Source organism: Rhodococcus sp. NyZ502, assembly GCF_041464245.1.
In the GTDB taxonomy this organism is placed as follows: Bacteria; Actinomycetota; Actinomycetes; order Mycobacteriales; family Mycobacteriaceae; genus Rhodococcus_F; species Rhodococcus_F qingshengii.
Genome location: NZ_CP167155.1, coordinates 1184643 through 1210612, shown reverse-complemented (window position 1 = coordinate 1210612; position 25970 = coordinate 1184643). Strand labels below are relative to the sequence as shown.

Below are 25970 nucleotides of genomic sequence, written 5' to 3'. Positions count from 1 at the left end.
AGTCCATGGAATCCGAGGTCATCTGCGCTCGACGGTCGGACAACTGATCTGTGCGGACAGTACGGACGTCGTCGGTTGTTCGCCGGGCCGTGCCGCCCTTCCCACCAGGGAAAGCGCCACGCGCCTGCGGTCCGGAGAACTGACGATTTCGATGGACTTGTCGTCACCGCCCCCGAAGGACACGAACTGTCCGCTCTGATCCGAGAACTTCATGATCGCCGACCCGTGCTGACCTGGTTCCGGTTTTTCGTTCACGTAGACCTGCAACTGGAAATCACGTCCCGGATACTCGCCGCCGCCGTCGTACTCGTAAAAGGAACTGGTGTGCACCTCGTAGGCCCACTGGCGGTGACCGGCGGGCAGCGAATCCGCCCAGTTGTGCTCGAAACACGTGACGGATCCGGGCAGCGAGACATTGGCTGCGCCGCTCCACCCACCGGACAGGGTGATGGCTCCGTACGGCGCTGCTTCGGACTCGTGCCGATCGGAAGGCAAGGGCGGAACGGTCACGGGTCCGACATTGCGACCGGTGAACTCGAAAAGCCTCTCGCTCGACACGAACGGGGGCGACTCGCGCTCGCCGGCACAGGAGACAACCGACAGGGTGGCCATGACCAGTAACGCACACATACCGCGTCTACGAACCGGCACCTCGACTCCCCCGTTCCGTTTCCAACAGAATACATACCGTTCGGTCTTCAAGTTGTCGAACGTGTCCGACACATCCCATTCATGGGACCGCTCGCCCGCTACCGATGTGATTGGGTGAGCACGAACGTCCACTGAACCAGCACTCGGTTCTTTCGCAGGCCGAGTAGATCAACAGACAGGTGATCATCGTGGTCGCACCAGAGCACGCACAACCCGATTACGCCCCTGACCTGGCATTGACCGCCACGGACTTGGCGCTCGACGGCCCATGGGGGCCGGTGTTCGGACCCGTCAATCTCGAGATTCGTGCGGGCGGTGTGACCATCCTCGAAGGCTCGGCCGGTTCAGGACGTACGTCCTTACTTCTGACACTCAGCGGACGAATGAAAGCCAGTTCCGGCTCACTGACCGTCTTCGGTCGAACGCGTCCCCGCGAGATCTTCGAGATCGCCGGGGTCGCCGGGTTCGAGGACATCGACGAGCTTGCCGAATCCGTCACCGTCCGCGATCTGATCACCGAACAAATTCGCTGGGATGCGCCCTGGTACAAGCTCATCGGACGCGCCGGAGACCGCGAACTCGAAGCGGTGTGCGCTCCCGTCTTCGGCGATCATCCGTTACCTGCGCTCGGCCGGTACGTCAGCGATCTCGGGGAACTCGAGGCGATCCTGCTGCGTATCGCCGTCGCGAACACGAAAAAGCCGGCCCTGCTTGTCGTCGACGATCTCGAACAGGTGCGGCGCGACTCCGAACGCGCATACCTCGTCGAGCGACTCGTCGAGATGGGGAGCTACCAGACCATCATCGCGTCGACCGTCAACCCGCTGCCAGACGGATCACCCATCGATGCCGTCACCCTGCTCCAAGAAGTCACCAATCCCGACCAAGAAGGGGCGAGGTAACCGCGATGCTCGCTGGAATGTCTCTCGGAACCGAACTCAAGCGGTTCTCCCGCGGCGCGATGCCCAGGATCGCACTCGTCACCATCATCTTGATGCCACTGCTGTACGGCGCGATGTACCTGTGGGCATTCTGGAATCCGTTCGGTGAGGTCAACAAGGTCCCCGTCGCGCTGGTCAACACCGACCGCGGCGCGATGGTGCAGGGTCAGGAGCTCAACGCGGGCGACGAGGTAAGCCAAGCGCTGCTCGATTCCGGTGAGCTCGATCTCCACCTGGTCTCGCAGCAGGAAGCCGCTCAGGGAGTCTCGGACGGCACGTACTACTTCTCTCTCACATTGCCTGAGAATTTCAGCGAGGCCGTCGCCTCCCCGACGACCAAGGACCCCCACAAAGCTCAGTTGCAGTTCACCTTCAACGACGTCAACAACTACCTCGGCACCATCATCGGCCAAAACGCCGCCCAGCAGGTCCTCAGTCAGGTCAGCGACAAGATCGGCGCGCAGTCCGTCGAAACAGTTCTGGTCGGATTGACCGATGCGGGTGCTGGTTTGAAGCAGGCCGCCGACGGAGCGCTCCAGCTCTCGGCCGGAGTGAACACTGCCAACGCCGGAGCCGGCGAATTGGCGTCGGGCTCGAAAACTCTGGCCGACAACATGGTTACCGCACGTGACGGTGCAGCCACTCTTGCCGGCGGTACAGCGCAACTCTCGACCGGTATCAACACCGCCACGGACGGCGTCCTCGCACTGACCGACGGTCTGGGGCAGCTCGATCTCGGAGCCGTCCAACTTGGCGACGGCGCAAGCCAACTCAGTGGTGGCGTCACCCAGGTCGTCGACCAACTGAGTGTCCTCGGGAACACACAAGCAGACGTCGCACAGCTGGTCGGGCAGGCAGTGGCCAGCCTTCGACTGAACCCGGATCCCGTCAGCCAACAGATCGCCAATGCCCTCGAGCCTGCCCAGGACATGCTGCGCACTCAGGGTTTCGGTGAAGCGACCATGGGCCAACTGGGCGAACTCAAGAGCGGTGCACAACAACTCGCCTACCAACTCGACGATCCGTCGAGCACCTTCCGAGCCGGGCTCAGCGCCGCGGCCAACGGCGGTGGTGAACTCCGCAACGGCCTGGTACAGCTGCGTGACGGCGGTCAGCAAGTCAACGACGGCGCTCAAACCCTCAGTAGTGGACTGGTTCAACTCACCGACGGAAGCGTTCAACTCTCCGATGGTGCAGCCAAACTCGCAGACGGCACCGAGCAACTCCGTGCCGGGTCTGCCGAACTCGCGACCAAACTCACCGAGGGCGCCGGTCAGGTCCCCAGTTGGAGCGATCAGCAGCGAACCGCAACCGCTCAAACCCTCTCCAGCCCGGTCGAACTACAGGAGACGTACGAGAACCGGGCAAGCACGTTCGGAACCGGTTTTGCTCCGTTCTTCCTGCCTCTCGCGCTGTTCGTGGGCGGCATCATCACCTGGATGCTGCTCAAGCCGCTCCAGAACCGGCCCATCGCAAACGGACTCGGCGCGCTGCGAGTGGTCCTCGCCTCGTACTGGCCGGCATTGCTCATCGGCATCTGCCAGGTGATCGTGATGTACCTGGTCGTGCACTTCGCCGTCGGCCTGCACCCCACACACGCCCTCGGCACCGTCGGATTCCTGATGCTCATCACTGCCACGTACATGGCGTTGATCCAGGCATTCAACGCCATCTTCGGAGTCTCCGTCGGACGCGTCATCACCCTGGCGTTCCTGATGCTGCAACTGGTTTCGGCCGGCGGCATCTATCCCGTCGAAACCACCGCGAAACCGTTCCAGATCATCCACCCCTTCGACCCGATGACCTACGCGGTGAACGGGCTACGACAACTCACCGTCGGCGGTATCGACTCGAGACTGTGGGTCTCGATCGCCGTCCTCGGCGGCCTTCTCGTCGCCTCACTCGGCGCCAGTTCACTTGCTGCACGCCGAAATCGGCAATGGACCATGGACAGGCTGCATCCGCCGATCGAAGTCTAGGTCAGGGTCTCCGGCCAAGGCTCCACGGTCAGCGCAGGCCATTCCCTGCGCCACCGTGCTGCCTTGGCCTCGTAAACCTCTCGCGGCGCCAGCACCGGGAGGGGCGGACGATCATGTTTTGAAGCTGCCTCGCACGTGATGCAGACCCTGCCAGGAACCTTTACGACAGGGTCTGCATTCGGCTATCTCAGATATCGTCGGAGCTGCCGATCAGCTCACGTCGAATATTCTATTTCGCGCTCATCGATCGAGGCTTGCCCACCCGCCGCCTTCCATTGATGCGGTCCACAACCCGACCAACGTCAGCCCGTAAAACGCTAGCGTGTTCTTGACACTTCCGGTCCAGAAATCAGACGACATGAGTTCACCCTTCTTTACGAGAGTCCGACAAGGAATTGTTGAAGCGGAAACCTAAGGGCGTAGAACGTCATGGTTGCAAGTTCAGCCAGGTCCGTGCTCATTGCGTTGAGCGACATCTAGTTTCTCCTCAGATTGAACAGGGTCACCGGGGGTAACCGAATGACAGTTGGAGCGGGATATCCATCAGATATGTAAATAACATCGGAAGCATCTGTTCTACGGTCTGCCCCAGCGACGCGGTACCTTGCTGCACGGATCCCATCAGCCCTCTCCTCCACTCGCGGACATGTCGAGCGAGATGGCGTTCAATCCATCAAGCCCGTCGCCTAACGATGTTGCAAAGGACGGGATAAATGCCCGCAGGAGGGCCATGAACTGACCTAACATTTGTTACTCCGTTTCCAGTAGGTAATTGCTCTGACTGTGGCGCGGGGCCAGGTCGGTTTATCCGGCACAACAGTGGTTGCCAAGCGAGGTTTTGGGGAAGCCCGCAACTCCTCGTGGTGCCGACAACTGTACCCAAAATTTGCAAATTAGGAACTCGTTCTAGGAATTTTTCTTGCCATAGATGGAATTCATTTAGTTAGCACTAAAGTCCTAGTACTATAGTTCGGTTCATTAAATCTTTAGGACTAGAAATTTTGCACCGAAAGCGAGATGGAACCGCTTGCAGGATCAGAAAGCCACCCGAATCACGGATTCAGGTCGCGCAGCCAACTTCCCGATCACGGCTTCACGAACACTATTCGGTGGCACAAGAATTGATTGCGAGCCAACCTTACGGCGATTGCCCATAAGCCATGACTTCGAGACGATACCGATGCCGTCCAATCCGTGCCGGACGACCGAATTACATCGAGCAGGCTGCGAGACAAAGCCGCAGAGACAGGCCTGCATTCGTCACAGCCGAAGCAGCATTCGCCATCTCCCTGGCGACACCCGCGCCCATTGTCACAATTGCCGAAACACACACCCGAACTCGCAACACGGCGTCATACGGCGAACGGGTTGGAGCACGGAGACCCGCACTCCAACCCGTCCAGGTTCTTACGATCAACCTTGCAGCCGATCGACTTACTGGTAGTAGAAGTTCACCTTCGAGGCCCTATCCGAAAAGATGAACGCATTGCCATGGAGGAGGAACTCCCCTGCATCGATGACGGCGTCCGCCCCGCCGCCCGACCACTGCCCTGTGCGAGTTGTTGTGCCGTCCAACACGGTCGGAGTGTCGGTGGACATCCTGACCTCACCACCGCTCGTCACGGTGCTAGCCATCGCCGAGTCACCCTGCATGCACCATCCACCCGCGGCATTCGTTGTGGCGGTGAAGGTCGTGATCGGAGTCGTGCTGGAGGATGAGCTGTATAGCTTGCCAGTGACCTGGGCGCCCACTACCGCTTTGGCACCAGAAGGCACGCCCGCCACGTGGGCGTCCGGGCCGACGTAGAAATTGCCACATACCTGATACGCAGAGGATGCGGAAAGAGTTACGGCGGAGCCAGCAGCGCCGACGGTGGCAGCGGATGCAATACCGGTTCCGGCGAGCACCATCGCACCGGCTGCGGTACCGAGCAGGACACCTCTGACGGAATTCTTGGCAGTCAACTTCACGAGTTCTTCCTTCGGTTGAATTGATAGACCCCCAGGCGTTCAATTCATAGGCGAGAGCGCGGAGTCCTTAACGCTCCAACCCGATCTGTTCTGACCATCTCTTATCACCAACCGACCTGCTATCTTCGGGGCTATCGCCAACTTCGCATTTATGCCCCTGCTCGCAGGGCTACAGCTTTCCCTAAAAGGGAATGCCCTGGTGAGAGCTCGCATTGAACAGGACCCGAAGCTCTGGTGACGTGAGTCACTGTACTCACATTTTGTCCATCCGGGAACAGGTTCTAGAAATTTTTCGTCCAACCTCGATATTTTTCTCAATGAAATTTCGAGCATCGAATGCAAAGCGTTTAAACCGACAATCCAAATAGTCGAGAAGTTTGAAAAGCCACGACAGTCGTCGAGCAGAAAATATTCCGATATATCGCACGTTGCACGAAAAGTCACATAGACAAACCACACTTTCACCGTAGAATGTTCATTTGTTAGTGATGATTGCTATTCACATTGGAGAAACCTTATTAGCACTAAAGAATTAGACGTAAAGTATTAGAAACAATCCACCAAATATCGGAAGAGATTTTCACCATGAGGGGACCCAGACAATCATGGATGAACGTCGCAGCACACTGAAAGTTCGTGAAATTAGCGCAGACGATTCCGAAAGGCGCAAGGTCTTGCGGGGGTTCAACTACCAGAACTACAGCTGGATGCGTTGAATCCGGCCGGTTGTCTCCATGCACGGACGGACGAGACAGCAGGGTCGACACGGATCGGCCACAGTTCGTGGCCGTGGCGGACGCACTGCGACCAGGGAAGACACGCCTCTCACGCCGAAATCGGCAATGGACCATGGACAGGCTGCATCCGCCGATCGAAGTCTAGGCGAGGGTCTCCGGCCAAGGCTCCACGGTCAGCGCAGGCCATTCCCTGCGCCACCGTGCTGCCTTGGCCTCGTAAACCTCTCGCGGCGCCAGCACCGGGTTGGGGCGGACGATCATGTCGAAAAGATCGTCGTATCCATGCGGGGCATACACGTCCAAGGTCCCATCCGATCCCTTGGTGATCCCGAAACAGCAAGTTGTGGAAGCGAAGTGGTCGACAGCGTCGCGGCAACTGGTGAACGGAACGCCGGGAATCCCGAAATGCTGCTCGTACCACAGGTGCACGCGGGCTTCGTTGCGTACTTCGACATCGGCATCCACATCGGCGAACAGTTCTGCCGCCGAACGAATCACACGGCCCTCCGCGTCGTAGCTCAGATCGCCGGCGTCGAAGTAGAACAGGTCGTAGTCCTTGATTCCGGCGCCGAGATCACGGCCGTCGATGTGATTCCAGACGGTTTGGAAGAGCCCACCCGCCGTCAGGTACCACTCCGGCAATCCCAGCTTCGGCGCACGATCCACGATCGTTGCGACCACCGGATTGGCCAGGGCGATCTCGAGAAATCGTTCACGCATGCTCTTCAGCCTCTCATATGACAAGCAAACTTGACATCTAGTGACAAGTATTCTTTACTTTTTGCATGACTGGAAAGGCCGGCGACAACAACGTGCGGGAGCACCGACGCCTCGCCGGCCTCACCCAGGCGCAACTGGCCACGGCAGGTCAGGTGAGCAGACAGAGCATCGTCTCCGTCGAACGCGGTGACTATGCACCGAGTGTCTACCTGGCACTTCGCCTGGCCCTGACGCTGGGGACCACCGTCGAAGCGCTCTTCCCCTTACCCGAATCGGAACTCACCACAGAAATTCCAGAGGAGACGGCATGAGCACCATGATGAAGGCAATGCGGTTCGTCGGCGATCTGGACGACGACTTCTACAAGGACGAGCGTCAGCGCGACGTCTGGAACGAAGCCTCGGCGGTGGGACTCCAGAGTGTCTTCTGGGCAATATTCGTCAGCTCGGCGATTCTGCCCTGGATCGCCGGCCGAACAGGGGCGTGGATCTCGCTCGCGCTGCTGATCGTTGCGTTGTTCGGCTCGTTGATCACGATCATCTATGCGAAGCGCCGCGATGTGGACGTGTACCTGCTGTCCACCTACGGCCGCCCTCGCGTGGTGATCAGCATCGCGCTCTACCTCGTGGCCGCGGTCGGAATCATGGCCCGTCTCGAATTCGATTCGTACGAAGAATCGTCAACCTGGGTCGGCGCGCTGGTAGGCGCCATCATCGGCGGTGGCATCGCAATCGCAGTCGTCAAACTTCACCAGCAGCGCGCCAAGCGACGCGACGCGGCCGAAGAACTTCTCTGAATTCCGGAAGTCTGCCCAGCACAACGGAATCCATAGAGTTGGTAAAATCGTGCCAGGTCAACCGATCGCGAGTAACGTCGAAACGGTGAGCACTCGCCTCGGATACCAGATGCCCAACTTCAGCTACGGCGGTCCGGTCAAGGACCTCTTCCCCACCGTCATAGCGCAGGCCCGCGAAGCCGAAGCCGCAGGCTTCGACACTGCATTCGTGATGGATCACTTCTACCAACTCCCCGGAATCGGAGCGCCGGACGCCCCGATGCTCGAGGCCTACTCGGCGCTCTCCGCGCTGGCGACGGCCACCGAGACCATCCAGTTGTCTGCACTGGTCACGGGAAACACCTACCGCAATCCGCCCATGCTCGCCAAGACCGTCACCACCCTCGACGTGGTGAGCGGCGGTCGGGCCATCCTGGGCATCGGCGCCGGTTGGTTCGAACTCGAACACAATTCGTTCGGATACGAGTTCGGAACGTTCACCGAGCGCTTCCAGAAACTCGACGAAGCACTGCAGATCATCGCGCCGATGCTCCGCGGTGATCGCCCCACCTTCGACGGCAAGTGGTACCACGTCAAGGACGCCATCAACGAGCCTCGCGTTCGCGACGACCTGCCGATCCTGCTCGGCGGTGGCGGTGAGAAAAAGACGTTCGGCCTCGCCGCTCGCTTCGCGGATCACCTCAACATCATCTGCGACCCGTCGGAACTGCCGCGCAAGATGGAAGCACTTGCGGCACGCTGCGACGAAGCCGGTCGCGATCCCGCAACCCTCGAGACCAGCTTCCTCACGTTCATGATGATCGACGAGGACGGCGACAAGGCTCGCGCCCATCAGCGAACGTTTCTCGCGGAGCGTGGCCTCGACATCACCACGGCGCCGGAAGACGTGGTCGCCAAGGCCACCGAACGCCATTTCGTCGGCAGCCCGGACGACGTCGCCGAGCAGGTTCAGACGCGCATCCTCGACCAGGGCATCGACGGCGTCGTGATCAACCTGATCACCAACGGCGAAGAGCCAGGCATCGTCGACCTCGCGGGCCGCACCCTCGGCCCACTCGTCGGCAAGTAGTTCCCTACTCGCACTTCACGATCGGCACCGGGTCGTACTTGACGGTCCGGGTGTTCGAGGAAATCTCGGCGCCACTCGCGTGGTCGGTGATCACGCGAGTGTCGCTGACCGTGAACCCGGGCGCACCGCTCGAAGCCACACAGCCAGGCCCCTCCGGCAAGGTCACGGTGTTCGGCGACGTCGGCGACGTCCGCGGGCCGGTCGTCGACGTGACATCGACAGTTTTGGTTCCCCAGATCCGAACGGTGATGTTCGACGACGTCGCAATCGTCTCGATCATCACGCCGGTCTTCGCCGGATTACGGAACTGCAGGTCGATCGCACCATCGAAGATGGTCGCCTCACGAGCCTCGGGGTACCGCGAGATGTAGTAACTGTGCTCGGTGTGCGCGACGTCGTCCATACCTGCGAAATACGTCGCGTTGTAGAGCGTCGTCGCGAGCTGGCTGATACCGCCGCCGACAGCCTTGTCCGGGCGACCGTTGTTGATGATCCCCGACTCGATGTATCCCTGCGCCGCACCGCGCGGGCCCGTGTACTCGTTGAGCGAGAACGTATCCCCGGGCTTGATCACGGCCCCGTCGATCTCCGACGCGGCCAGGCCGATGTTCACACCAGACGCGTATTCGAAACCACCGGTAGTGAATTCGCCGATCACCTCGTTGATGCCGAGGGCCTCCGCGGCTTCGGTGGTCAACGCCGGCGGGACCGGTCCGTAAACGGCGGGCGTTGCCCGAGAAGCCGTGCTGCCCAACAGAACCGGAAGTTCCTTGACCGTGTCCGGCCAGTTGATCAGATCACCGACGACACCGGGCACAACCGACGGTTTGCCACCGGCGAAGGTGAACGACGCGTCCTTGGGTTGTACTTCCGTCGACGCCAACTGCGGAGTCAGAATCTTGATCGCAGCATCCGTGTTGTACTGCGGAGTCAGCCCACCCGAGCCGTCGGGTGTGAAGGTCAGAACCTCGCCGATCTGATCGACGCCGAGTGTCGCGACCTTGCCGTCACGGCCGTTGACCACGACGTCACCCGAGACAGCTGGAATAGCGATCTCCTGCAGCGCACGATCGACACCGGCCTGAGTGACCGTCACCGGAACCTCGTCGACCGGAAGATCGACGACGCCACCATCGGACCATTCAGCGGCGAAGGTCGAACCCGCCTGCTGCGTTTCGAGCGCCTGACCGGCAGCGGGCGAAACACCAGTCGCCTTCCCGTTCTCGAACACGACTGCACCTTCGACGGGCGCACGATCGCTGTTCGCCGCGAGCTGCGCCATCGACGCATCCAACGCACCCTGGTCGATTGCCGACACCACGGGCACCTCGCGGGAGCCGAAGAACGACGTGATGCGGGTGATCGGGTTGATGGGCTGAGCGTTCACGCCCGACAGCGTCGCCGACCAGTCGACGTCCACACCCGCAGACGCGGGAACGATCTCGGAGTCGACGCCGCCTGCATGTACCGCTACCGGTTCGACGAGCCTCGGGCCGAGTTGGGCGCGCAGCGTGGCTTCCGCGTCGGCGGGCGTGAGATCACCGATGTCCACCCCGGCGACCTGAGTGCCGCGTGGTGTCTTCCCGGACGAGGTGAAGATGTCCACTCCGTAGGCAATCGCTGCGACGGCAAAGATGGCGCCGACTGCTATCGCCGGTTTGACCCACTTGCGGGAAGACTGCGAAGCGGGCACCACCGGTTGTTGCGGCGCCGGGGGTGCAACTACCTCTGGTTCTCGGACAACAGGCTCGTACTGCTGCTGGATGGGTTCGAGTTGCTGGGTGTCGTACTGCTGCACGAACTCGGGACGCGGCGGCTTCGGGGGAACCACCACTGCCGGGGGCTCGAACTGCTCTGTCTGCTCGTCGATGGCTTCTGTCGCCGGAGCCGAGTTGACTACTTCCGTCGACGGTGCGTCCTCCGCTGGGACGACAGGGATGACGGTGGTGACCTCGTTTGCCGATTCGTCGACTGTCGCTTCCGTGGAATCGCTTGCTTCTTCGTCGACAGGTCTTGGTGCTTCGGCTGGTTCAGGTTCTACTGATTCAGCCTCGACAACGGCCTCGGTGTCCTCAGGGGCCTTGGGTTCCTCGACCGACTGGGGTTCCTCGACCGACTCGGTCTCTTCGACCGCCTGAGGTTCCTCGACCGACTCGAGTTCCTGTTCCGGGAGGGACGAGTCCTCGCTGTTCGTCTTCTCGACGGACGGACCCTCTTCGTCACTCACCTGTTGGCTCCTCGCTGCATCAACCGTCGCTGCGGCGCTCACCGACAACTCAATACAGGATATCCGGACATACGAGAGCCCCGCGCTGCTGCCAGGTCGGGGGTCAGGCAGCAACACGGGGCTGTCATGAATATCGGTAGCTATTCTGCAGCGTTACACGCCTGCGCGAAAAAGTTTGCAAAGAGTTCGGGGATCCGGCCACCCCTCGTGGCCGGATCCCCGATTACGCATCCCCTCGCGACGATCACTGCAGGTGAGCGCAGTTTTCAGTCGCATGGGGAGATTGTGGAGCGGTTACCGCTCGATGATCGCCGTGACACCCTGGCCACCGGCCGCACAGATCGAGATCAGGCCGCGGCCCGAACCCTTCTCCGCGAGCATCTTTGCGAGGGAAGCCACAATACGTCCGCCGGTCGCCGCGAACGGGTGACCTGCAGCCAAGGACGATCCGTTGACATTGAGCTTGCTTCGGTCGATCGATCCCAATGCGCCGTCGAGGCCGAGGCGTTCCTTGCAGTACTCGTCCGACTCGAAGGCCTGCAGGGTTGCGAGAACCACCGAAGCGAAGGCTTCGTGGATCTCGTAGTAATCGAAGTCCTGCAAGGTCAGACCGTTGCGGGCCAGCAAACGCGGGATCGCGTACGTGGGAGCCATGAGCAACCCGTCTTTGCCGTGGACGTAGTCGACGGCAGCGGTTTCGGAATCGACGAGGTGCGCCAGAACCGGAAGATTGCGCTCGGCTGCCCACTCGTCGGTGGAGAGGAGCACTGCAGAAGCGCCGTCGGTGAGCGGCGTCGAGTTGCCTGCCGTCATCGTCGCGTCGCCGAGCTTGGTACCGAAGACGGGCTTGAGCGTCGACAGCTTCTCGACGGTCGAACCGGGACGGAGGTTGTCGTCGCGGGTCAGGCCGAGGAACGGGGTGACGAGGTCGTCGAAGAAGCCGCGGTCGTAGGCAGCTGCCATGTTCTTGTGGCTGGCAGCGGCAAGTTCGTCCTGGTCCTCGCGCTTGATGCCGAATTCCTTGGCAGTGATCGCAGCGTGGTCACCCATCGACTTGCCGGTGCGAGGCTCGCCGTTGCGCGGAATCTCCAGGCCGAGCATGCCCGCACGGACGTTGCCGAGCAGCTTGATGCGGTCGCCCGTGGACTTCGCGCGATTGAGGGAGAGCAGGAACTCGCGCGCCTGATCGTTGACGCCGATCGGGGCGTCGGACGTGGTGTCCGTGCCGCCGCCGATGCCCGAATCGATGCGGCCGGCCGAAATGGCGTCGCCGACGGCGATGATCGACTGCAGTCCCGTGCCGCACGCCTGCTGAAGGTCGTACGCCGACGTGTACGGGCTCAGCGCGCTGCCGAGAACGGACTCGCGAATGAGATTGAAATCACGGCTGTGCTTGAGCACCGCACCGCCGACGACCATGCCGAGCTTCTCGCCCTGCAGATTGAATCGGCTCACCAGACCGTCGAGCGTCGCAGTGAACATGTCCTGGTTGGACGCCTGTGCGTACGCCTTGTCCGAGCGTGCGAACGGAATGCGATTTCCGCCGACGATCGCAACCGGACGGCGCTGACCTGCAGAATTTGCAGCGGCTGCGGCCGGTGCAGTGCGCGGTGCGGCGGGCTTTGCATTTGAACGGGCTTTGCTTGTCACTTGCGTCTCCAAGGATGGTGCGATTACCTGTTGAAGACTATTCTTACTCAGTAGTAAGTTACTTGTCTATCGCCGCATTCTTTCGATTGCCCGGTGAGAGACAACCCGAAACACAACAGAAGGTAGGACCGTGGCAGCCAGCAAGGGAGCTCCCGACCTCTATTCACAGTTCCTCTCGTCCGCCCCCGGCGCATTCATCGCGTCGAAGGCCGGCCTGCCCAGGCCCGAGAACCTGCGTCGCTACAAAGCAGGGGAACCCGCACTCGCCGGACCTGTCCTCATCGGCGGCAAGGGTCGACTCGCAGAACCACTTCGCGTACTGCTCTCCGACTACCCGGCGGCTCAGGCACACGACAGCAGCTTCGGCGGACTCGTGTTCGACGCCACCGGAATCACTCAGGTCAGCGAGCTCGAGCAGCTGTTCGAGTTCTTCCAGCCCGTAATCCGCAACCTCGCACCGTCGGCTCGCGTCGTCGTTCTCGGCACGACGCCGGAAGAAACGTCGAGCGTCGACGAGCATGTCGCGCAGCGCGCTCTGGAAGGCTTCACCCGCAGCGTCGGCAAGGAGATCAAGCGCGGCTCCACCGCTCAGCTGGTCTACGTCTCCCCCAAGGCATCCACCGGACTCTCCGGCGTGGAATCGACTCTGCGCTTTCTCCTTTCGGCAAAGTCCGCCTTCGTCGACGGCCAGGTCATCGTCGTCGGCGCTGAAGATTCCGTCGCGCCCGCAAGCTGGGACAAGCCGCTCGAAGGCAAGGTTGCCGTCGTCACCGGCGCAGCCCGCGGTATCGGCGCCACCATCGCCGAGGTCCTGGCCCGCGACGGCGCGCACGTCGTCTGCGCTGACATCCCGGCCGCCGGCGAAGCGCTGTCCGAGACCGCGAACAAGGTCGGCGGCACGTCCCTGGCCCTCGACGTCACGGCAGCCGACGCAGCCGAGGTCCTCGCAGCTCACCTCCTCGAGCGTCACGGTGGAGCGGACATCATCGTCCACAACGCCGGCATCACCCGCGACAAGACCCTCGCCAACATGGACGAGGGCCGCTGGAACATGGTCATGAACGTCAATCTTCTTGCACCGCAGAAGATCACCGAGCACCTCGTCGAGAAGGGCGCCCTCAAGGAAGGCGGCCGCGTCGTCGACGTCTCCTCCATCGCCGGCATCGCGGGCAACCGCGGCCAGACCAACTACGGCACCTCCAAGGCCGGCGTCATCGGCCTCGTACACGCCGAAGCTCCCGTCCTGGCGAAGAAGAACATCACCATCAACGCCGTCGCACCGGGCTTCATCGAGACCGCCATGACCGCAGCCATCCCCTTCGCCACCCGCGAAGCCGGCCGCCGCATGAGCTCGCTCCTGCAGGGCGGCGAGACCGTCGACGTCGCCGAGACCGTCGCATACTTCGCCAGCCCGGCCTCCAATGCCGTTACGGGACAGGTCGTTCGCGTCTGCGGCCAGAGCCTCCTGGGCGCATGATGGCAACAAAGACCGTCGCGCTCACCGAGCAGCCGAAGACCCTCGACATCTACTCCCGCGCGGTACTGGGATTGTTGCCGTGGAACAAGTCCAACTCGCGCTCGGTGCCACAGCAGACCTTCACCCTCACCGGACTGAAGGTCGACACCGACAATCTGGCGGCGTACTGCCGCGTGACCGGACTGCGGTTCGGCGACACTCTGCCGATCACGTACCCCTTCACCTTGGCCTTCCCGACCGTGATGAAGCTGATGGTGTCGAAGGACTTCCCCTTCGCCGCCGTCGGCTCCGTTCACGCCGAGAACGTCATCGAATCACTGCGGCCCATCTCCGTCAGCGAACCGCTTGACCTCTCGGTGCATGCCGAGAACCTGCGTGAGCACCGCAAGGGCCTGCTGATCGACGTGATCACCGAAATTCGGGTGGGACGGGAACTGGTCTGGCGACAGACCTCGAGCTTCCTGAACCAGCAGAAGACCTCCCTGTCCGGCCAGCCCGGTCCGGAGCCCAAGGCCGACGAGGTCCCGCCGATGCCGATGAGCACCATCCGCGTCGACCAGACCACGATCAGCAAGTACGCCGCTGTCTCCGGCGATCGCAATCCGATTCACGTCTCGTCTCTGGGCGCGAAGGCTTTCGGTTTCCCGAAGACCATTGCTCACGGAATGTGGAGTGCCGCGGCAGTTCTGCGGACCGTCGAGGGGTCCGTCGCGGACAAGGTCACCTACCGCGTGCGTTTCGGCAAGCCGATTCTGCTACCGGCGACGCTGAATGCCTACGCTGATCGCACCGACGACGGCTGGGATCTGTCACTGCGCCACCCGAAGAAGGGTTACCCGCACGTCACTGCGACGCTGCGCTGACCTGAGTTTTGTCGGGTTCCCACCCGCCCCAATTGAGCGAACGTACCTTTCGGCGCCTTGGATGCGCTGAAAGGTACGTTCGCTCAGATTGGTTTGAGAGCTATTCGGACTTCTTCTTGCCCGACAGACCGCGCCACGCGAGGGATTCGAGTAGATCCGCTGCGGCATCCACTTCGATTTCCCCACCGGCGACTCGGTCGGCTACTGCCTCACCGGCGCCGACGAGCGCGATGGCGATGATCCCGTAATCGTGCGCGGCATCAGGATCCTTGGTGCTGGACTCGAGTAGATGCGCGGTCAACTCGATCAACCGATCGCGGCTGGACTGCACGGTTCCCGCAAAAGCCTGCTGCCCGACGGCCTGACGGTAGAGCACCATCCACGACTTGCGGTTTGCGCCCACGAACCCGAGGAAGCCCTCGAGAGCGGCGCGCAATTGTTCACGCGGAGTCAGGTTCGGCGCGCCGGCCGGGGCGAGCGCTTCGAGGAAGCGGAGTCCTTCACGATGAATGCACGCCGCGAACAGCTCTTCCTTCGAGCCGTAGTACAGGTACAGCATCGGCTTCGAGATCTCGGCCTTGGCCGCGATGGTGTCCATCGAAGTTTCGTGAAATCCCCTGTCGGAGAACACGTCCACAGCCGCGTCGAGCATCTGCTGCTCACGCACTGCGCGTGGCAGTCGCTTGGTACCGCCGGCCATGCTTCCTCCAACCACAGGGTAAATGTCGATCTTACTCTACGGTAAGATTGCGCGTCGAATCCTGACTTCGACTCAGCAGGTCACGGCACCTTTGGCAGCGGCAACTGTGACCACGGCCTGATCGACCCGCGTCTGCGGAAGCTCACCCGACGCGACGGCCTGCTCGAGATGGTCGAGAACCCGCGGAACGTCGTCGGTGGTCAGCCACAATGCCTGATCGACTCCAGCCACCAGCGCAGCCTGAACCGCGTCGGCAATATCGTATCGGTCGGTGATCGCCTGCATGCCGCTGAGGTCGTCGGTGAACACCGGGCCGGTGAACGGCGCTGCGCCGTAACCCACTCCGTCGCGAAGCAACGCGACGGCGGCGGGGCTGATGCTGGCAGGGGTACCGGGCTCGGTCAGACCGGGAACCTCGAGGTGACCCATCATGACGCCGACTCCGGTTCCCGACAGCTCGCGGAAGGGAATCAGGTCCGACGCGATCAGATCCTGTAGCGGCGGCGTGGTCACCTCACCGCGGTGCGAGTCACCCGACGCGCTGCCGTGCCCCGGAAAGTGCTTGATCACCGGGAAGATTCCGGCGTCGCGCATCCCCTGCGCGTACGCACCGGCGTAGGCAACCACGGTCTGGGGGTCGTCGGAGTACGAGCGGTCCCCGATCACGGAGTCGTCGGGTTGGCTGCTGACGTCGACGTCGGGTGCGTAGTTGACGGTGATCCCGAGATCCTTCAAACCGCGTCCACGCTCGAGTGCCATCTGGTACGTCTGTTCCACTGTCATGGTCTGCGCCGTTTCCCTGGCCGACGGATCGGGCCCGAGGATGTCCGCGACGCGCGAAACCCGTCCACCTTCTTCGTCGATCGTCACCATCAACGGCAACTTCGACGCCGAAGCAACCTGCGGCACTTCGCGATTGGTGAGCATCGACTGATCGGTCCAACTTCCGACGAATATGCCGCCGATCTCCTCGTTCTGCACTATCGACAACGCGTCGTCGGTCCCGGTGACGCCGACGTTGAGCAGCTGGGCAAGTTTCTGACGCAAGGACAGCGAGGCTAGAAGGTCACTACCGCACGACGCGGCGACGGGTGCGGAGCTCGATGCCGCAGGCGTCGACGTGATCTCGGTGCTGGTGCTGGTCGGGGCGCTCGAAACCGGATCGGCGGTCCCGTTTTCGCCCGAGCATCCCGCAACCAACCCTCCGCACAATGCAATGGTCGTTGCAGCCTTCAGAAACTTGATCCGCATACCTCGACCGTAACGGACCCGGTACCCATACACTCCCTCACGGGCACATCGGGACGGTAGCCTGGAAGAGAACCGATTCCCCCGCTGACGAGGAGGTCGTGATGCCACAAGGTCTGATGCTCATCGCGTACGACGGTTCCGACAACGCCAAGCGTGCAGTCGACTATGCGGGGCGTTTCCTCTCCGCCAATCGTGCTGTTCTCGTCACTGCCTGGGAGCCCATGGTTCGCCAGGCCGCTCGCATGTCCGGCCTGTCCGGGGTGATGCAACCGGAGTGGGTTCCCGACGACGACGTCGAGGACATCGCGTACACCGACGCCAAAGTCACCCTCGCCGAGGGTGTCGCACTGGCCGAGGCCGCGGGCCTGACCGTCGAAGGTAGAAGCGCCGAGTGCCGCTCCGCGATCTGGTCTGCAATCTGCGAAACCGCAGACGAATTGGACGTCGACATCATCGTGACCGGCACCCGAGGCACTACGGGTTTGCGGTCGCTACTGCAGAGCAGCGTCGCGGATCATGTTCTGCGTCACAGTCATCGGCCGGTGTTGATCGTCCCTCCGGGGAAGTGACCTTCGCGCATTCCTGATCCGTGGCCGACTAGTGTCGAAAGCACCATGGACGGTTTTGTTCTCTCGCGCCCCGATCACAGCGTGGTCACCCGCGGCGTACAACGCAGCTTCGACAGCTCCGACGCGGCCACCAACGCTCTGTCGGCAGGTACGACAAAGCTGATCGTCGGAGCGCTCCCCTTCGACCCCGCTGCCGCAACGGCGTTGTACGAACCCGCCGAGGCGACGATCGCGTCGCGGCCGTGGCAACCGCGCGATCCCCAGGCCCTGCCCACGACCCGGGTTGACCGGGAGATCCCGTCGTCGTCGGAGCATCTTCGTCGAGTGGAAAAGTTGATCGGACGCCTCCGCAGTGGAGAGATCGACAAGGTTGTCGCGGCTCGCACTGTGGAACTTCGCACGCAGACCCCGATCTCCCCAACCGCGCTCGCCGCACGCATGGCGGCGCTCAATCCCGTCGCCAACACCTTTGCCGTCGACCTCTCTGCTGCGGGAGCCGAATTCGAGGGCCACAGCCTGGTCGGCGCGACGCCCGAAGTATTGGTCAGTCGACGCGGGCGCGTCGTGACGTGTCGCCCGTTGGCCGGGACCACCAAGCGATCCGCCGACGCCGATCAAGACCGCGAGGCAGGCGAAAGCCTTCTGCATTCGACGAAGAATCTGGCCGAGCACGCCTTCGTGACGTCGTGGATCCGCGAGGTCCTGCAACCGATGTGCAGTGATCTGTCGGTGCCGGCAACTCCCGAACTGACCAATACTCACGAGGTCTGGCACTTGGCCAGCCCGATCCGCGGCACGCTGCGAAACGACACTACTGCGCTCGACCTCGCCATCGCGCTGCATCCGACGCCCGCGCTGTGCGGAACACCCACTGACGCGGCACTGAAGGTCATCCGCGAGACCGAGGAACCTCGGCGTTTCTACGGCGGCGCCGTGGGATGGTGCGACGAGGCCGGTGACGGCGATTGGGTGGTTGCCATCCGCTGCGCCGAGATCGGTGCAGACGGCTTCACTGCCTGGGCCAGCGCGGGTGGCGGAATCGTCGCCGAATCGGATCCGCAGGACGAACTCGACGAGACGTCCACGAAACTGCGCACTCTGTTGACCGCGCTTGGTGCCGAAACCCTCGACTGACCAGCACGTCACGAGGGTAATCGTCCGGATTCTCGAGTGCGGGTGATACCTTGACCCGAGCAGTTCGTACGGGCCGGTAAGTCCGTCCGACCGCGAACGACCGACTAACGACCAATTGGGAGATCCGCGATGACGAAGTTCCTTGTCCCCGGTGTGGCCAGCGCTGTCATCGGTGCCGTTCTGGGTGCCGGCGTCATCTTCGGTGTCACGGCCGCCGCGTCGGACAACACTCGTCCCGAGATCGACCGCAGCGGAAACGCAGATTCTTCCGTGCTGAACCAGGTTGAGTACGGCAGCCGCTGAGAGCGCAGGCCTCGCGAGTTCCCGTTCTTCCGCCGACGCAGCGGTGTCTTCGGTAGACACCGCCCCGTCGGCAGAGCCCCTGTCGAAGCGGTGGCTGTTCGGCGCCTCCGTCGTAGCGTTTCTTCTCACTTTTCTGCAATCGCCGGGTCTGATCACCGCTGACACCAAGTACGACCTGACGCAGAATCCGTTCGGTTTTCTCGAACGCGCCTCGCATCAGTGGAGTAGTCAGGCCCCGCTCGGCCAGGTTCAAAACCAGGCCTACGGATATTTCTTTCCGCACGGGCCGTTCTTCGCGCTCGGCGAGTTGGCGAACGTTCCGCCGTGGGTCACCCAGCGCATCTGGTGGGCGCTGCTTCTGATCGCAGGTTTCTGGGGCATCATCCGAGTTGCCGAGGCTCTCGGCATCGGCAGCCGTAGTTCGCGCGTGATTGCAGCGGTTGCCTTTGTTCTTTCTCCCCGCGTGCTGACCACGCTCGGTTCGATTTCCTCGGAAACCCTTCCGATGATGTTGGCGCCGTGGGTGTTGTTGCCGGTGGTTTTGGCCTTCGGCCCTGTGCGTGGAAAAGGAGTCCCTGGACTCCCTGACCACTCACGGGGGTTGAGGCGGTTGGCCGCACAATCCGCACTTGCCGTCGCACTCATGGGTTCGATCAACGCCGTCGCCACCGCCGCGGCCTGCCTGGTCGCGATCATCTGGTGGCTCTCGCACAAACCCAACCGAACATGGCTGACGTTCACCGCGTGGTGGGCGCTGTTCGTCGCTCTCGGCACCCTCTGGTGGATCGTGCCGCTACTTCTGCTCGGCAAGATCAGCCCACCGTTTCTCGACTACATCGAGTCCGCCGGTGTCACCACTCAGTGGGCATCGCTCGCCGAGATACTTCGCGGCACGGACAGTTGGACCCCGTTCGTCTCCCCCGAACGCATTGCCGGCGCCGTCCTGGTCACCCAACCCGCAGCAGTCGTCGCCACCGGCCTGGTTGCCGCCGCCGGCCTCGCCGGGCTCTGCATGCGGTCCATGCCTGCTCGCGGCCGGCTGACGCTCATCCTGTTCGTCGGTATCACCGGCCTGGCCGCGGGTTACTTGGGTGAACTCAGCTCGCCGGTGTCGGAGTCGGTGCGCCTGTTCCTCGACTCGGCAGGCGCGCCGCTGCGCAACGTCCACAAGCTCGAGCCGTTGGTCCGTCTGCCGCTGGTGCTCGGACTCGCACACCTGCTGGCCAAAGTGCCACTGCCGGGATCGGTTCCACTCGCCCGATGGCGCCGCGCGTTCGCCCATCCCGAGCGCGAACCGATGGTCGCACTGACCAGCCTGATCCTCGTTGCCCTCACCCTCTCGACCGCCTTGGCCTGGACGGGAAAGCTCGCTCCCCGCGGTGCGTATCCGGACGTCCCCTCGTACTGGAACGAGGCGGCGCAGTGGCTCGAGGACAACACCTCCCCCGGATCGGAAGCCGAACGTGCCCTGGTCGTCCCGGGAGCGCCCTTCGGCAGCCAGGTGTGGGGTCTGACGCGCGACGAACCGCTTCAGGCGTTGGCGAGTACGCCGTGGGCGGTGCGTGACTCGGTCCCGCTGACCCCTCCCGGCGCCATCCGAGCGCTCGATTCGGTGCAACGTCTCATCGCCGACGGACGTCCGTCGGACGGCCTCGCACAGACCTTGCTGGGGCAGGGCATCCACTACCTGGTGATGCGCAACGACCTCGACGGCGAAACGTCGCGCTCGGCCAGGCCGATACTCGTGCACCAGGCGGTCGAAGGCTCGCCGGGGATCAAGCGAGTCGCCCACTTCGGTGAAGACGATAGCCCCGAACCGATCGAAGGGCTGGTCGCGGACAGCGATCTGCGTCCCGGTTACCCAGCCATCGAGATCTTCGAGGTCACCCCGCCCGACGGCACCCCGGCGGTCAGCGGCCCGTACTCCGTCGACCTGAACCAGGTTCCGCGTGTACAAGGTGGGCCGGAATCGTCTGTGCGACTTCACGAAAGCGGGCTGGTTCCGGGGACCGGGCCGATGATTCTTGCCGCCGACGCCGAAGCTGCGGGACTGCCCGTCGATTCTGTCACCGTCACCGACACACCGCGCGATCGAGAAACCGATTTCGGTCAGGTCGACAACCACAGTTCCGCCCTGCGCACCCCTGACGACGCTCGTCGTACCTACAATCTGGTGCCCGACTACCCGGTTGCGAACACGCCTCTCGTGGAAGGCCGTTGGAGCGGAGCTTCGATCACCGTCTCCAGCGCCGCCTCGGATGCCACCCAGCTGGGCGGCACTTCACCGTCGAGCAGTCCGGCATCGACGGTCGACGGCGATCCCGCCACCGGCTGGTTCAGCAACGGCATCGAACGAGCCCTGGGCCAGTGGTTGCAGATCGACTTCGACACACCGATTTCCAGTGGGTTGCTTCATCTGACCACCAGTGCCGCGGCAATCGGAGCTCCCGTCAAATGGCTCGAAGTCTCGACACCGAACGGCAGCACGGCGGTGAAGGTGGAGCGTCCCGGTGAGCCCATCACCGTCTCGATCCCGGGCGGCATCACTCCGTGGGTACGCATCACAGCGACTCACACCGAAAACGGATCGCCTGGAACACAGTTCGGCATCAGCGAACTCTCCGTCGAAGACTTCTCCGATCGCAGCGCACCGAAGACCGTACCGATCCGTTTCGACACGGTCCTGCCGAATACGCCGACGGGCGCATCCGTGAACGCCTGGAATCTGAGCCAGGAGTTCCCCGGTCGCAACGCGTGCGCGGACTCGACCGACCGCGTGCGGTGCAGCAATGCATTCATGGCGATACCGGAAGAGCCGAGCCGCTTCCAGCGCACGCTCACGGTGCCCGAAAACACAGTCGTTACACCGACACTGACTGTCCGAGCGCGTCAGGGCAACGCCCTCGAAGATCTGCTTGCCGTCCCAGGCCGAATCACGGCTTCGGGTTCGAGCGACATCGGCGACACACGCGGATCTGCCTTCGCTGCCACCGACGGCGACGCACGCACCACGTGGTCGGCGCCGCAGAGCACCACAGAACCGGGCGGCCCGAAACCGACGCTGACTCTCAATCTTCCCGAGCCCACCCTGGTCACCGGCCTGGACATCACCCGGGGACTCGGCACCCTGCCGTCGCTGCCGACCAGCGTCGCGGTGAATCTCGGCAACGGGCCGCAGGTGCGAGAGCTGCCCGAACCCTCGGACGACACGCCTCGAACCAGTCGAATTACCCTCTCCCCCTTCGTCACCGACAAGATCGTCCTGAGCATCACCGATTGGGAACCGGTCCTCGATCAGACGGCGCTCGGCTTCGCCCAGGCGCAGCCCACCGGCCTCGCCGAGGTCGGCGTCATCGGTGCCGACGGAACCCCGATCGCCGGTTCGGGAGTGCAGGGCTCGGACTCATTCGACAACCGCACCGTCACCGTCACCTGTGGCGATGGCCCGACCATTTCGGTTGCCGGACAGCAATTCCCCACCTCGATCACGGCGACGGCGACGCAACTCCGGACCGGCGCACCCGTCGAGGCACGTGTGTGCGGTCTGGACGCGTCGGCGACGTTGCCGGCGGGCCAGCCCGAAGTGGTCGTCGAACCAGGCCCGGCATTCTCGGTCGACAACCTCGATCTGACGGCGGTCGGTCCTTCAGCCGCGCAACGGAATACACCGCTCGAATCGACCTCGTGGACGGCGAATCACCGGGAACTCACCGTCACGAACTCGTCCACCGATCAGCTGATCGTCAATCCCGAGAGCACCAGCATCGGTTGGATCGCCACCGCGCCGGACGGTTCCGAGCTGACGCCGGTGGTCGTGAACGGTTGGCAGCAGGGCTGGATCGTGCCGGCAGGCACCGCGGGAACCGTCACCATCGACTTCCCCAGCGACCGTTGGTACCGCCTCGGCATATTCGGCGGGCTCGTGTTGCTGATCCCACTGCTGTTCGCGGCACTTGTCCCTACGCGCCGAGAGCCCAAGTCCCTCACACCACCCCGTCCGTGGCGCAGCGTCGCGGCAGGATGGGTGGGCGTGCTCGCGGCGGCCACCGTCATCGGCGGCGGAGTGGGAGCGGCGATCGCAGTTGTGTGCTCGATCCTCGGACTTGCCGCGCTGCGAATCTTCGGCCCCGCTCGGACCGCACGCATTCTCGTCGGCACCGCCGGCGTGGCCGCGATGATCGGCATCACGCTGCTCTCGACCGGACCGTGGCGGGCACCGGGCGGCTATGTGGGCGATTCGTTCGCGATTCAGTTCTCGATGTTGGTGGCCTTGGTCGTGACCGGGTTGGCCGCGTTGCCCTTTGCCGGTTCACCGATATGGCGGCGCTTCTCCCAGCGCGTGACCGCGACGCGCGCCGGTTCCTCCACCAAGGCGTAACTGGCCGAGGCCACAGCGACGCTCAGGACGACCGTCAGGGCCAGGACGTAGAAGAAGCTGCCCGAGAACGGAACTATGCCGAACACGGGGAACACAGCGTTCAGTACGGCCAGGTGCCAGATGAACAGCCCGTAGGACCAGCGTCCGATTGCCAACGCCAGCGGGCTCGCCAGGAATCGATGCTGCGATTGATCGCGCAGAACCAGTGGAGCGATCAACGAGAAGCTGATGATCGCGCCGAGTGCAATCTTGATCGCGTACTGCCACGGCTCCGGCCGCACCAGACCTTCGGGCCCGGCCAGATCGGTGCACGAGAGAACGAAGGCCACACACGCAACAAAAGTCAGGAGCACCCGCCGGTGCGCGAGGCGATGCATCCACGTCGACGGGCCCACGGCCAGCTCGGCCAGCACCATGCCTGCGCCGAACCACGGCAGGTAGCCCGGCAGCCAGTTGTCGTGGTGAATGGCGTCCGGAGTCGGGATCGGAATGAAAGCCCACGTCAGCGCCAACACTGACACCCCGAGCAGAAGCGGTAGCCGGAACCGGGCCGAGTTTCCGCGTAGTCGCACCATCAGATACGCGAACAGCGGCAGTAGTACATAGAACGCAACCTCGACCGACAGGCTCCACATCTGCGTGAGGCCCTCGGTGAGTGTCAACGGCACGAACACCTGCGCCAACCCGAGATTCGCCAGCCATACCTGGTAACCCCCGCCGGCTCCGGGCAGGAACAGCAGGATCAGCACCACCGCCACCCAGTACGCCGGCAGGATTCGCGTTGCACGCGAGATCCAATATCGGACCGTCGGCTGCGGTTGCCCGATTCCGCGGGCCTTTGCCGCGTGGGGGCGCCACAGGAGAAATCCGGACAAGGCAAAGAACACCGCTACGGCGAGATCGAGTCGACCGAACGCGCGCCCGATCGCGCCGGACTGCGCTTCACCGGTTTGGAACGCGACATGGGTGACGAGGACACCGAGCGCCGCCAATCCACGCATACCGTCCAAAGCCGGAACGAAGCCCCGAGCCTGTGGCGGGACCGTCTGAGGGGAATTCGTGGAACTGATCATCACGGATAAGTGTGCACCCCAGGCCGATTGAGGGAAACCACCAGGGACTCACAACAAAATGCCTGGCCAATTCATGCCCTCATGCGACAAACCGGGCCGGTGGACTGTTAGTGTTCTGCCACACATGGTGTCCATCGGGGGCCCCATGCGATCTGCGCAGCTCATATTGTGCCGGTTGGGGAACCTCGAAAGACTTAACGGGTTAGGAGTCACAGCATGGCGGAACGCTCAGGGCCGAGCCGGATACTTCCTTGCATTCTGGTGGGCCTCGGTGCCTTCCTTTTGGCCATCGCCATCCTCATTCCTACCTACACGGTAGGCAAGCTGGAGAAGACGCCACTCGACCTCGAGGTGACCACCGTCGCCACAGGCACCGGTAGCGTCCTCAACTCGGCGGCCCTCCTCGCTGGTAAGGCGCAGGTCGACACCAACGTGCCGATCGTCGCTCAGCGCTACGTCACCACGCAGGACCCGTCCGACGCCGACATCATCACCGTCGAAGCCGGCCAGACCGTCCGTCGTACCGACAAGCAGGGCGACACCGGACTGCTGACCGCAACCCTGGACCGCGTCACGCTCGATCGCGTCAGCTCGATGCCGACCAACGATCCGGTCGGAACCGTCCAGACGTCCAGCGACCAGCCCGCCGAAGAAGTTTCCCGCGACGGTCTGCAGTACAAGTTCCCGTTCAACACGGAACAGAAGAGCTACCCCTACTTCGACCTGAACGCTCGCGCCACGAAGGACATCGACTTCGTCGAAGAGACCGAGATCAACGGTCTGAAGGTGTACCACTTCCAGCAGACGATCGATCCCGTCGACCTGTCGAAGGTCGTCAACTCCCCCACCAACAAGCTGAGCCTGCCCGCCGACACCTGGGGCGTTCCCGGTGGCGCTACTCCGATCACGATGACGCGTTGGTACACCAACGTCCGTGACCTGTGGGTCGAGCCCAAGACCGGCGTCGTCGTCAAGGGCCAGGAGCAGTTGCACCAGTACTACGGACGCAACAAGGACTCGGTCGACGTCGAGGTTCTCAAGGTCACGCTGCCCTTCGACGAAGCAACCATCGAGTACCAGGTCCAGCAGGCACGTGACGGCATGGACAAGCTCTCGCTGTTCGGCCGCACAGTCCCGATCGTGGCAGGTGTCCTCGGTGTCATCGCGCTGATCGCCGGTATCTTCCTCGGCATTCGCGGCGGCAAGGGCGGAACTCCGGCCCGCGCTGCACACGGCGGAACGAACCAGAATCCCAGCGGCCAGGGCTCGCCCGAGCCGGCTCCGGGTGAGCACGACTGGACCTCGGACGACACTCAGGTGATTCCGCGTCCGGATCTGCGCAAGGACTGATTCAGACAGTAAGCAGAGCGCCCCTTCCACACGGAAGGGGCGCTCTGCTGCGTTTCGGGGCTTTGTTGCCGGATCGGCGTACGGATTGGCGCAACGGGTCGTTCCCTCCGCGTGGTTGCGGGCTTAGCGTT

19 protein-coding genes and 1 pseudogene are annotated in these 25970 nt (G+C 62.9%); 12 read left to right on the top strand and 8 right to left on the bottom strand.

Features of this window, described 5'->3' with window-relative positions; translation table 11 throughout:
* Nucleotides 1-18: 18 nt before the first annotated feature.
* Nucleotides 19-651, bottom strand: coding sequence for a hypothetical protein (locus ACBG85_RS05575; protein ID WP_230359540.1), 633 nt, complete (start codon nt 649-651; stop codon nt 19-21).
* 179 nt (nt 652-830) lie between these two features.
* On the opposite strand from ACBG85_RS05575, the gene ACBG85_RS05570 reads away from it, so the two are divergent.
* Entirely contained in the window at nt 831-1553 is a 723-nt protein-coding gene (locus ACBG85_RS05570) for an ATP-binding cassette domain-containing protein (RefSeq protein WP_081557433.1), read from the top strand.
* A 5-nt stretch (nt 1554-1558) separates the two neighbouring features.
* Complete coding sequence (locus tag ACBG85_RS05565) at nt 1559-3571, top strand: YhgE/Pip domain-containing protein (protein ID WP_081557432.1); 2013 nt, start codon at nt 1559-1561, stop codon at nt 3569-3571.
* Between the two features lie 1434 nt (nt 3572-5005).
* Here the strand turns inward: ACBG85_RS05565 and ACBG85_RS05560 are convergent.
* Complete coding sequence (locus ACBG85_RS05560) at nt 5006-5542, bottom strand: hypothetical protein (RefSeq protein ID WP_054781872.1); 537 nt, start codon at nt 5540-5542, stop codon at nt 5006-5008.
* A gap of 878 nt (nt 5543-6420) precedes the next feature.
* Entirely contained in the window at nt 6421-6999 is a 579-nt protein-coding gene (locus ACBG85_RS05555) for a nucleotidyltransferase family protein (protein WP_218694781.1), read from the bottom strand.
* A 65-nt stretch (nt 7000-7064) separates the two neighbouring features.
* Here ACBG85_RS05555 and ACBG85_RS05550 point away from each other — a divergent pair, with 65 nt between their 5' ends.
* The 3 genes from ACBG85_RS05550 to ACBG85_RS05540 all read left to right on the top strand — a co-directional run bounded on the left by ACBG85_RS05550 (nt 7065) and on the right by ACBG85_RS05540 (nt 8864).
* Complete coding sequence (locus tag ACBG85_RS05550) at nt 7065-7310, top strand: helix-turn-helix transcriptional regulator (protein ID WP_054826520.1); 246 nt, start codon at nt 7065-7067, stop codon at nt 7308-7310.
* Nucleotides 7307-7795, top strand: coding sequence for a hypothetical protein (locus tag ACBG85_RS05545; RefSeq protein ID WP_218694783.1), 489 nt, complete (start codon nt 7307-7309; stop codon nt 7793-7795). The genes ACBG85_RS05550 and ACBG85_RS05545 overlap by 4 nt, the downstream gene beginning before the upstream one ends.
* Nucleotides 7796-7880: 85 nt before the next feature.
* A complete protein-coding gene (locus ACBG85_RS05540; protein WP_218694785.1) occupies nt 7881-8864 on the top strand; it encodes an LLM class F420-dependent oxidoreductase in 984 nt (327 codons plus the stop codon).
* Between the two features lie 4 nt (nt 8865-8868).
* On the opposite strand, the gene ACBG85_RS05535 is transcribed toward ACBG85_RS05540, so the two are convergent.
* Together ACBG85_RS05535 and ACBG85_RS05530 are read right to left on the bottom strand one after the other, a co-directional pair.
* Nucleotides 8869-11091: a VanW family protein gene (locus tag ACBG85_RS05535; protein WP_338927681.1), complete on the bottom strand. Its 2223-nt coding sequence runs from the start codon at nt 11089-11091 to the stop codon at nt 8869-8871.
* 294 nt (nt 11092-11385) lie between these two features.
* Nucleotides 11386-12741 carry an acetyl-CoA C-acetyltransferase gene (locus ACBG85_RS05530; RefSeq protein ID WP_003945465.1) on the bottom strand — a complete coding sequence of 452 codons (1356 nt, stop codon included), beginning with the start codon at nt 12739-12741 and terminating at the stop codon, nt 11386-11388.
* A gap of 130 nt (nt 12742-12871) precedes the next feature.
* On the opposite strand from ACBG85_RS05530, the gene ACBG85_RS05525 reads away from it, so the two are divergent.
* Both ACBG85_RS05525 and ACBG85_RS05520 read left to right on the top strand, forming a co-directional pair.
* Complete coding sequence (locus tag ACBG85_RS05525) at nt 12872-14218, top strand: 3-oxoacyl-ACP reductase (protein ID WP_003945596.1); 1347 nt, start codon at nt 12872-12874, stop codon at nt 14216-14218.
* Nucleotides 14218-15081 (top strand): MaoC/PaaZ C-terminal domain-containing protein, encoded by an 864-nt coding sequence (locus ACBG85_RS05520; RefSeq protein WP_063314950.1) that lies wholly within the window; start codon nt 14218-14220, stop codon nt 15079-15081. The genes ACBG85_RS05525 and ACBG85_RS05520 overlap by 1 nt, the downstream gene beginning before the upstream one ends.
* Nucleotides 15082-15181: 100 nt before the next feature.
* On the opposite strand, the gene ACBG85_RS05515 is transcribed toward ACBG85_RS05520, so the two are convergent.
* Nucleotides 15182-15781, bottom strand: a complete 600-nt coding sequence (locus ACBG85_RS05515; protein ID WP_003945885.1) for a TetR/AcrR family transcriptional regulator — start codon at nt 15779-15781, stop codon at nt 15182-15184.
* A gap of 72 nt (nt 15782-15853) precedes the next feature.
* A complete protein-coding gene (locus ACBG85_RS05510; protein ID WP_058039141.1) occupies nt 15854-17032 on the bottom strand; it encodes a glycoside hydrolase family 3 N-terminal domain-containing protein in 1179 nt (392 codons plus the stop codon).
* A 101-nt stretch (nt 17033-17133) separates the two neighbouring features.
* Between ACBG85_RS05510 and ACBG85_RS05505 the strand changes: the two genes are divergently transcribed.
* The 4 genes from ACBG85_RS05505 to ACBG85_RS05490 all read left to right on the top strand — a co-directional run bounded on the left by ACBG85_RS05505 (nt 17134) and on the right by ACBG85_RS05490 (nt 23416).
* Nucleotides 17134-17601, top strand: a complete 468-nt coding sequence (locus ACBG85_RS05505) for a universal stress protein (RefSeq protein WP_003945900.1) — start codon at nt 17134-17136, stop codon at nt 17599-17601.
* Nucleotides 17602-17646: 45 nt separating this feature from the next.
* Nucleotides 17647-18735 (top strand): isochorismate synthase, encoded by a 1089-nt coding sequence (locus ACBG85_RS05500; protein WP_338927680.1) that lies wholly within the window; start codon nt 17647-17649, stop codon nt 18733-18735.
* Between the two features lie 129 nt (nt 18736-18864).
* Nucleotides 18865-19038, top strand: coding sequence for a DUF2613 domain-containing protein (locus tag ACBG85_RS05495; RefSeq protein WP_003945488.1), 174 nt, complete (start codon nt 18865-18867; stop codon nt 19036-19038).
* 43 nt (nt 19039-19081) lie between these two features.
* On the top strand, nt 19082-23416 hold the full coding sequence (locus ACBG85_RS05490; protein ID WP_165638670.1) for an alpha-(1->3)-arabinofuranosyltransferase: 4335 nt from the start codon (nt 19082-19084) through the stop codon (nt 23414-23416).
* Nucleotides 23417-23439: 23 nt separating this feature from the next.
* On the opposite strand, the pseudogene ACBG85_RS05485 reads toward ACBG85_RS05490, so the two are convergent.
* A pseudogene (locus ACBG85_RS05485) lies at nt 23440-24489 on the bottom strand (acyltransferase family protein); the annotation flags it as partial.
* A gap of 216 nt (nt 24490-24705) precedes the next feature.
* Between ACBG85_RS05485 and ACBG85_RS05480 the strand changes: the two are divergent.
* On the top strand, nt 24706-25839 hold the full coding sequence (locus ACBG85_RS05480) for a DUF3068 domain-containing protein (protein ID WP_209448369.1): 1134 nt from the start codon (nt 24706-24708) through the stop codon (nt 25837-25839).
* Nucleotides 25840-25970: the final 131 nt, after the last annotated feature.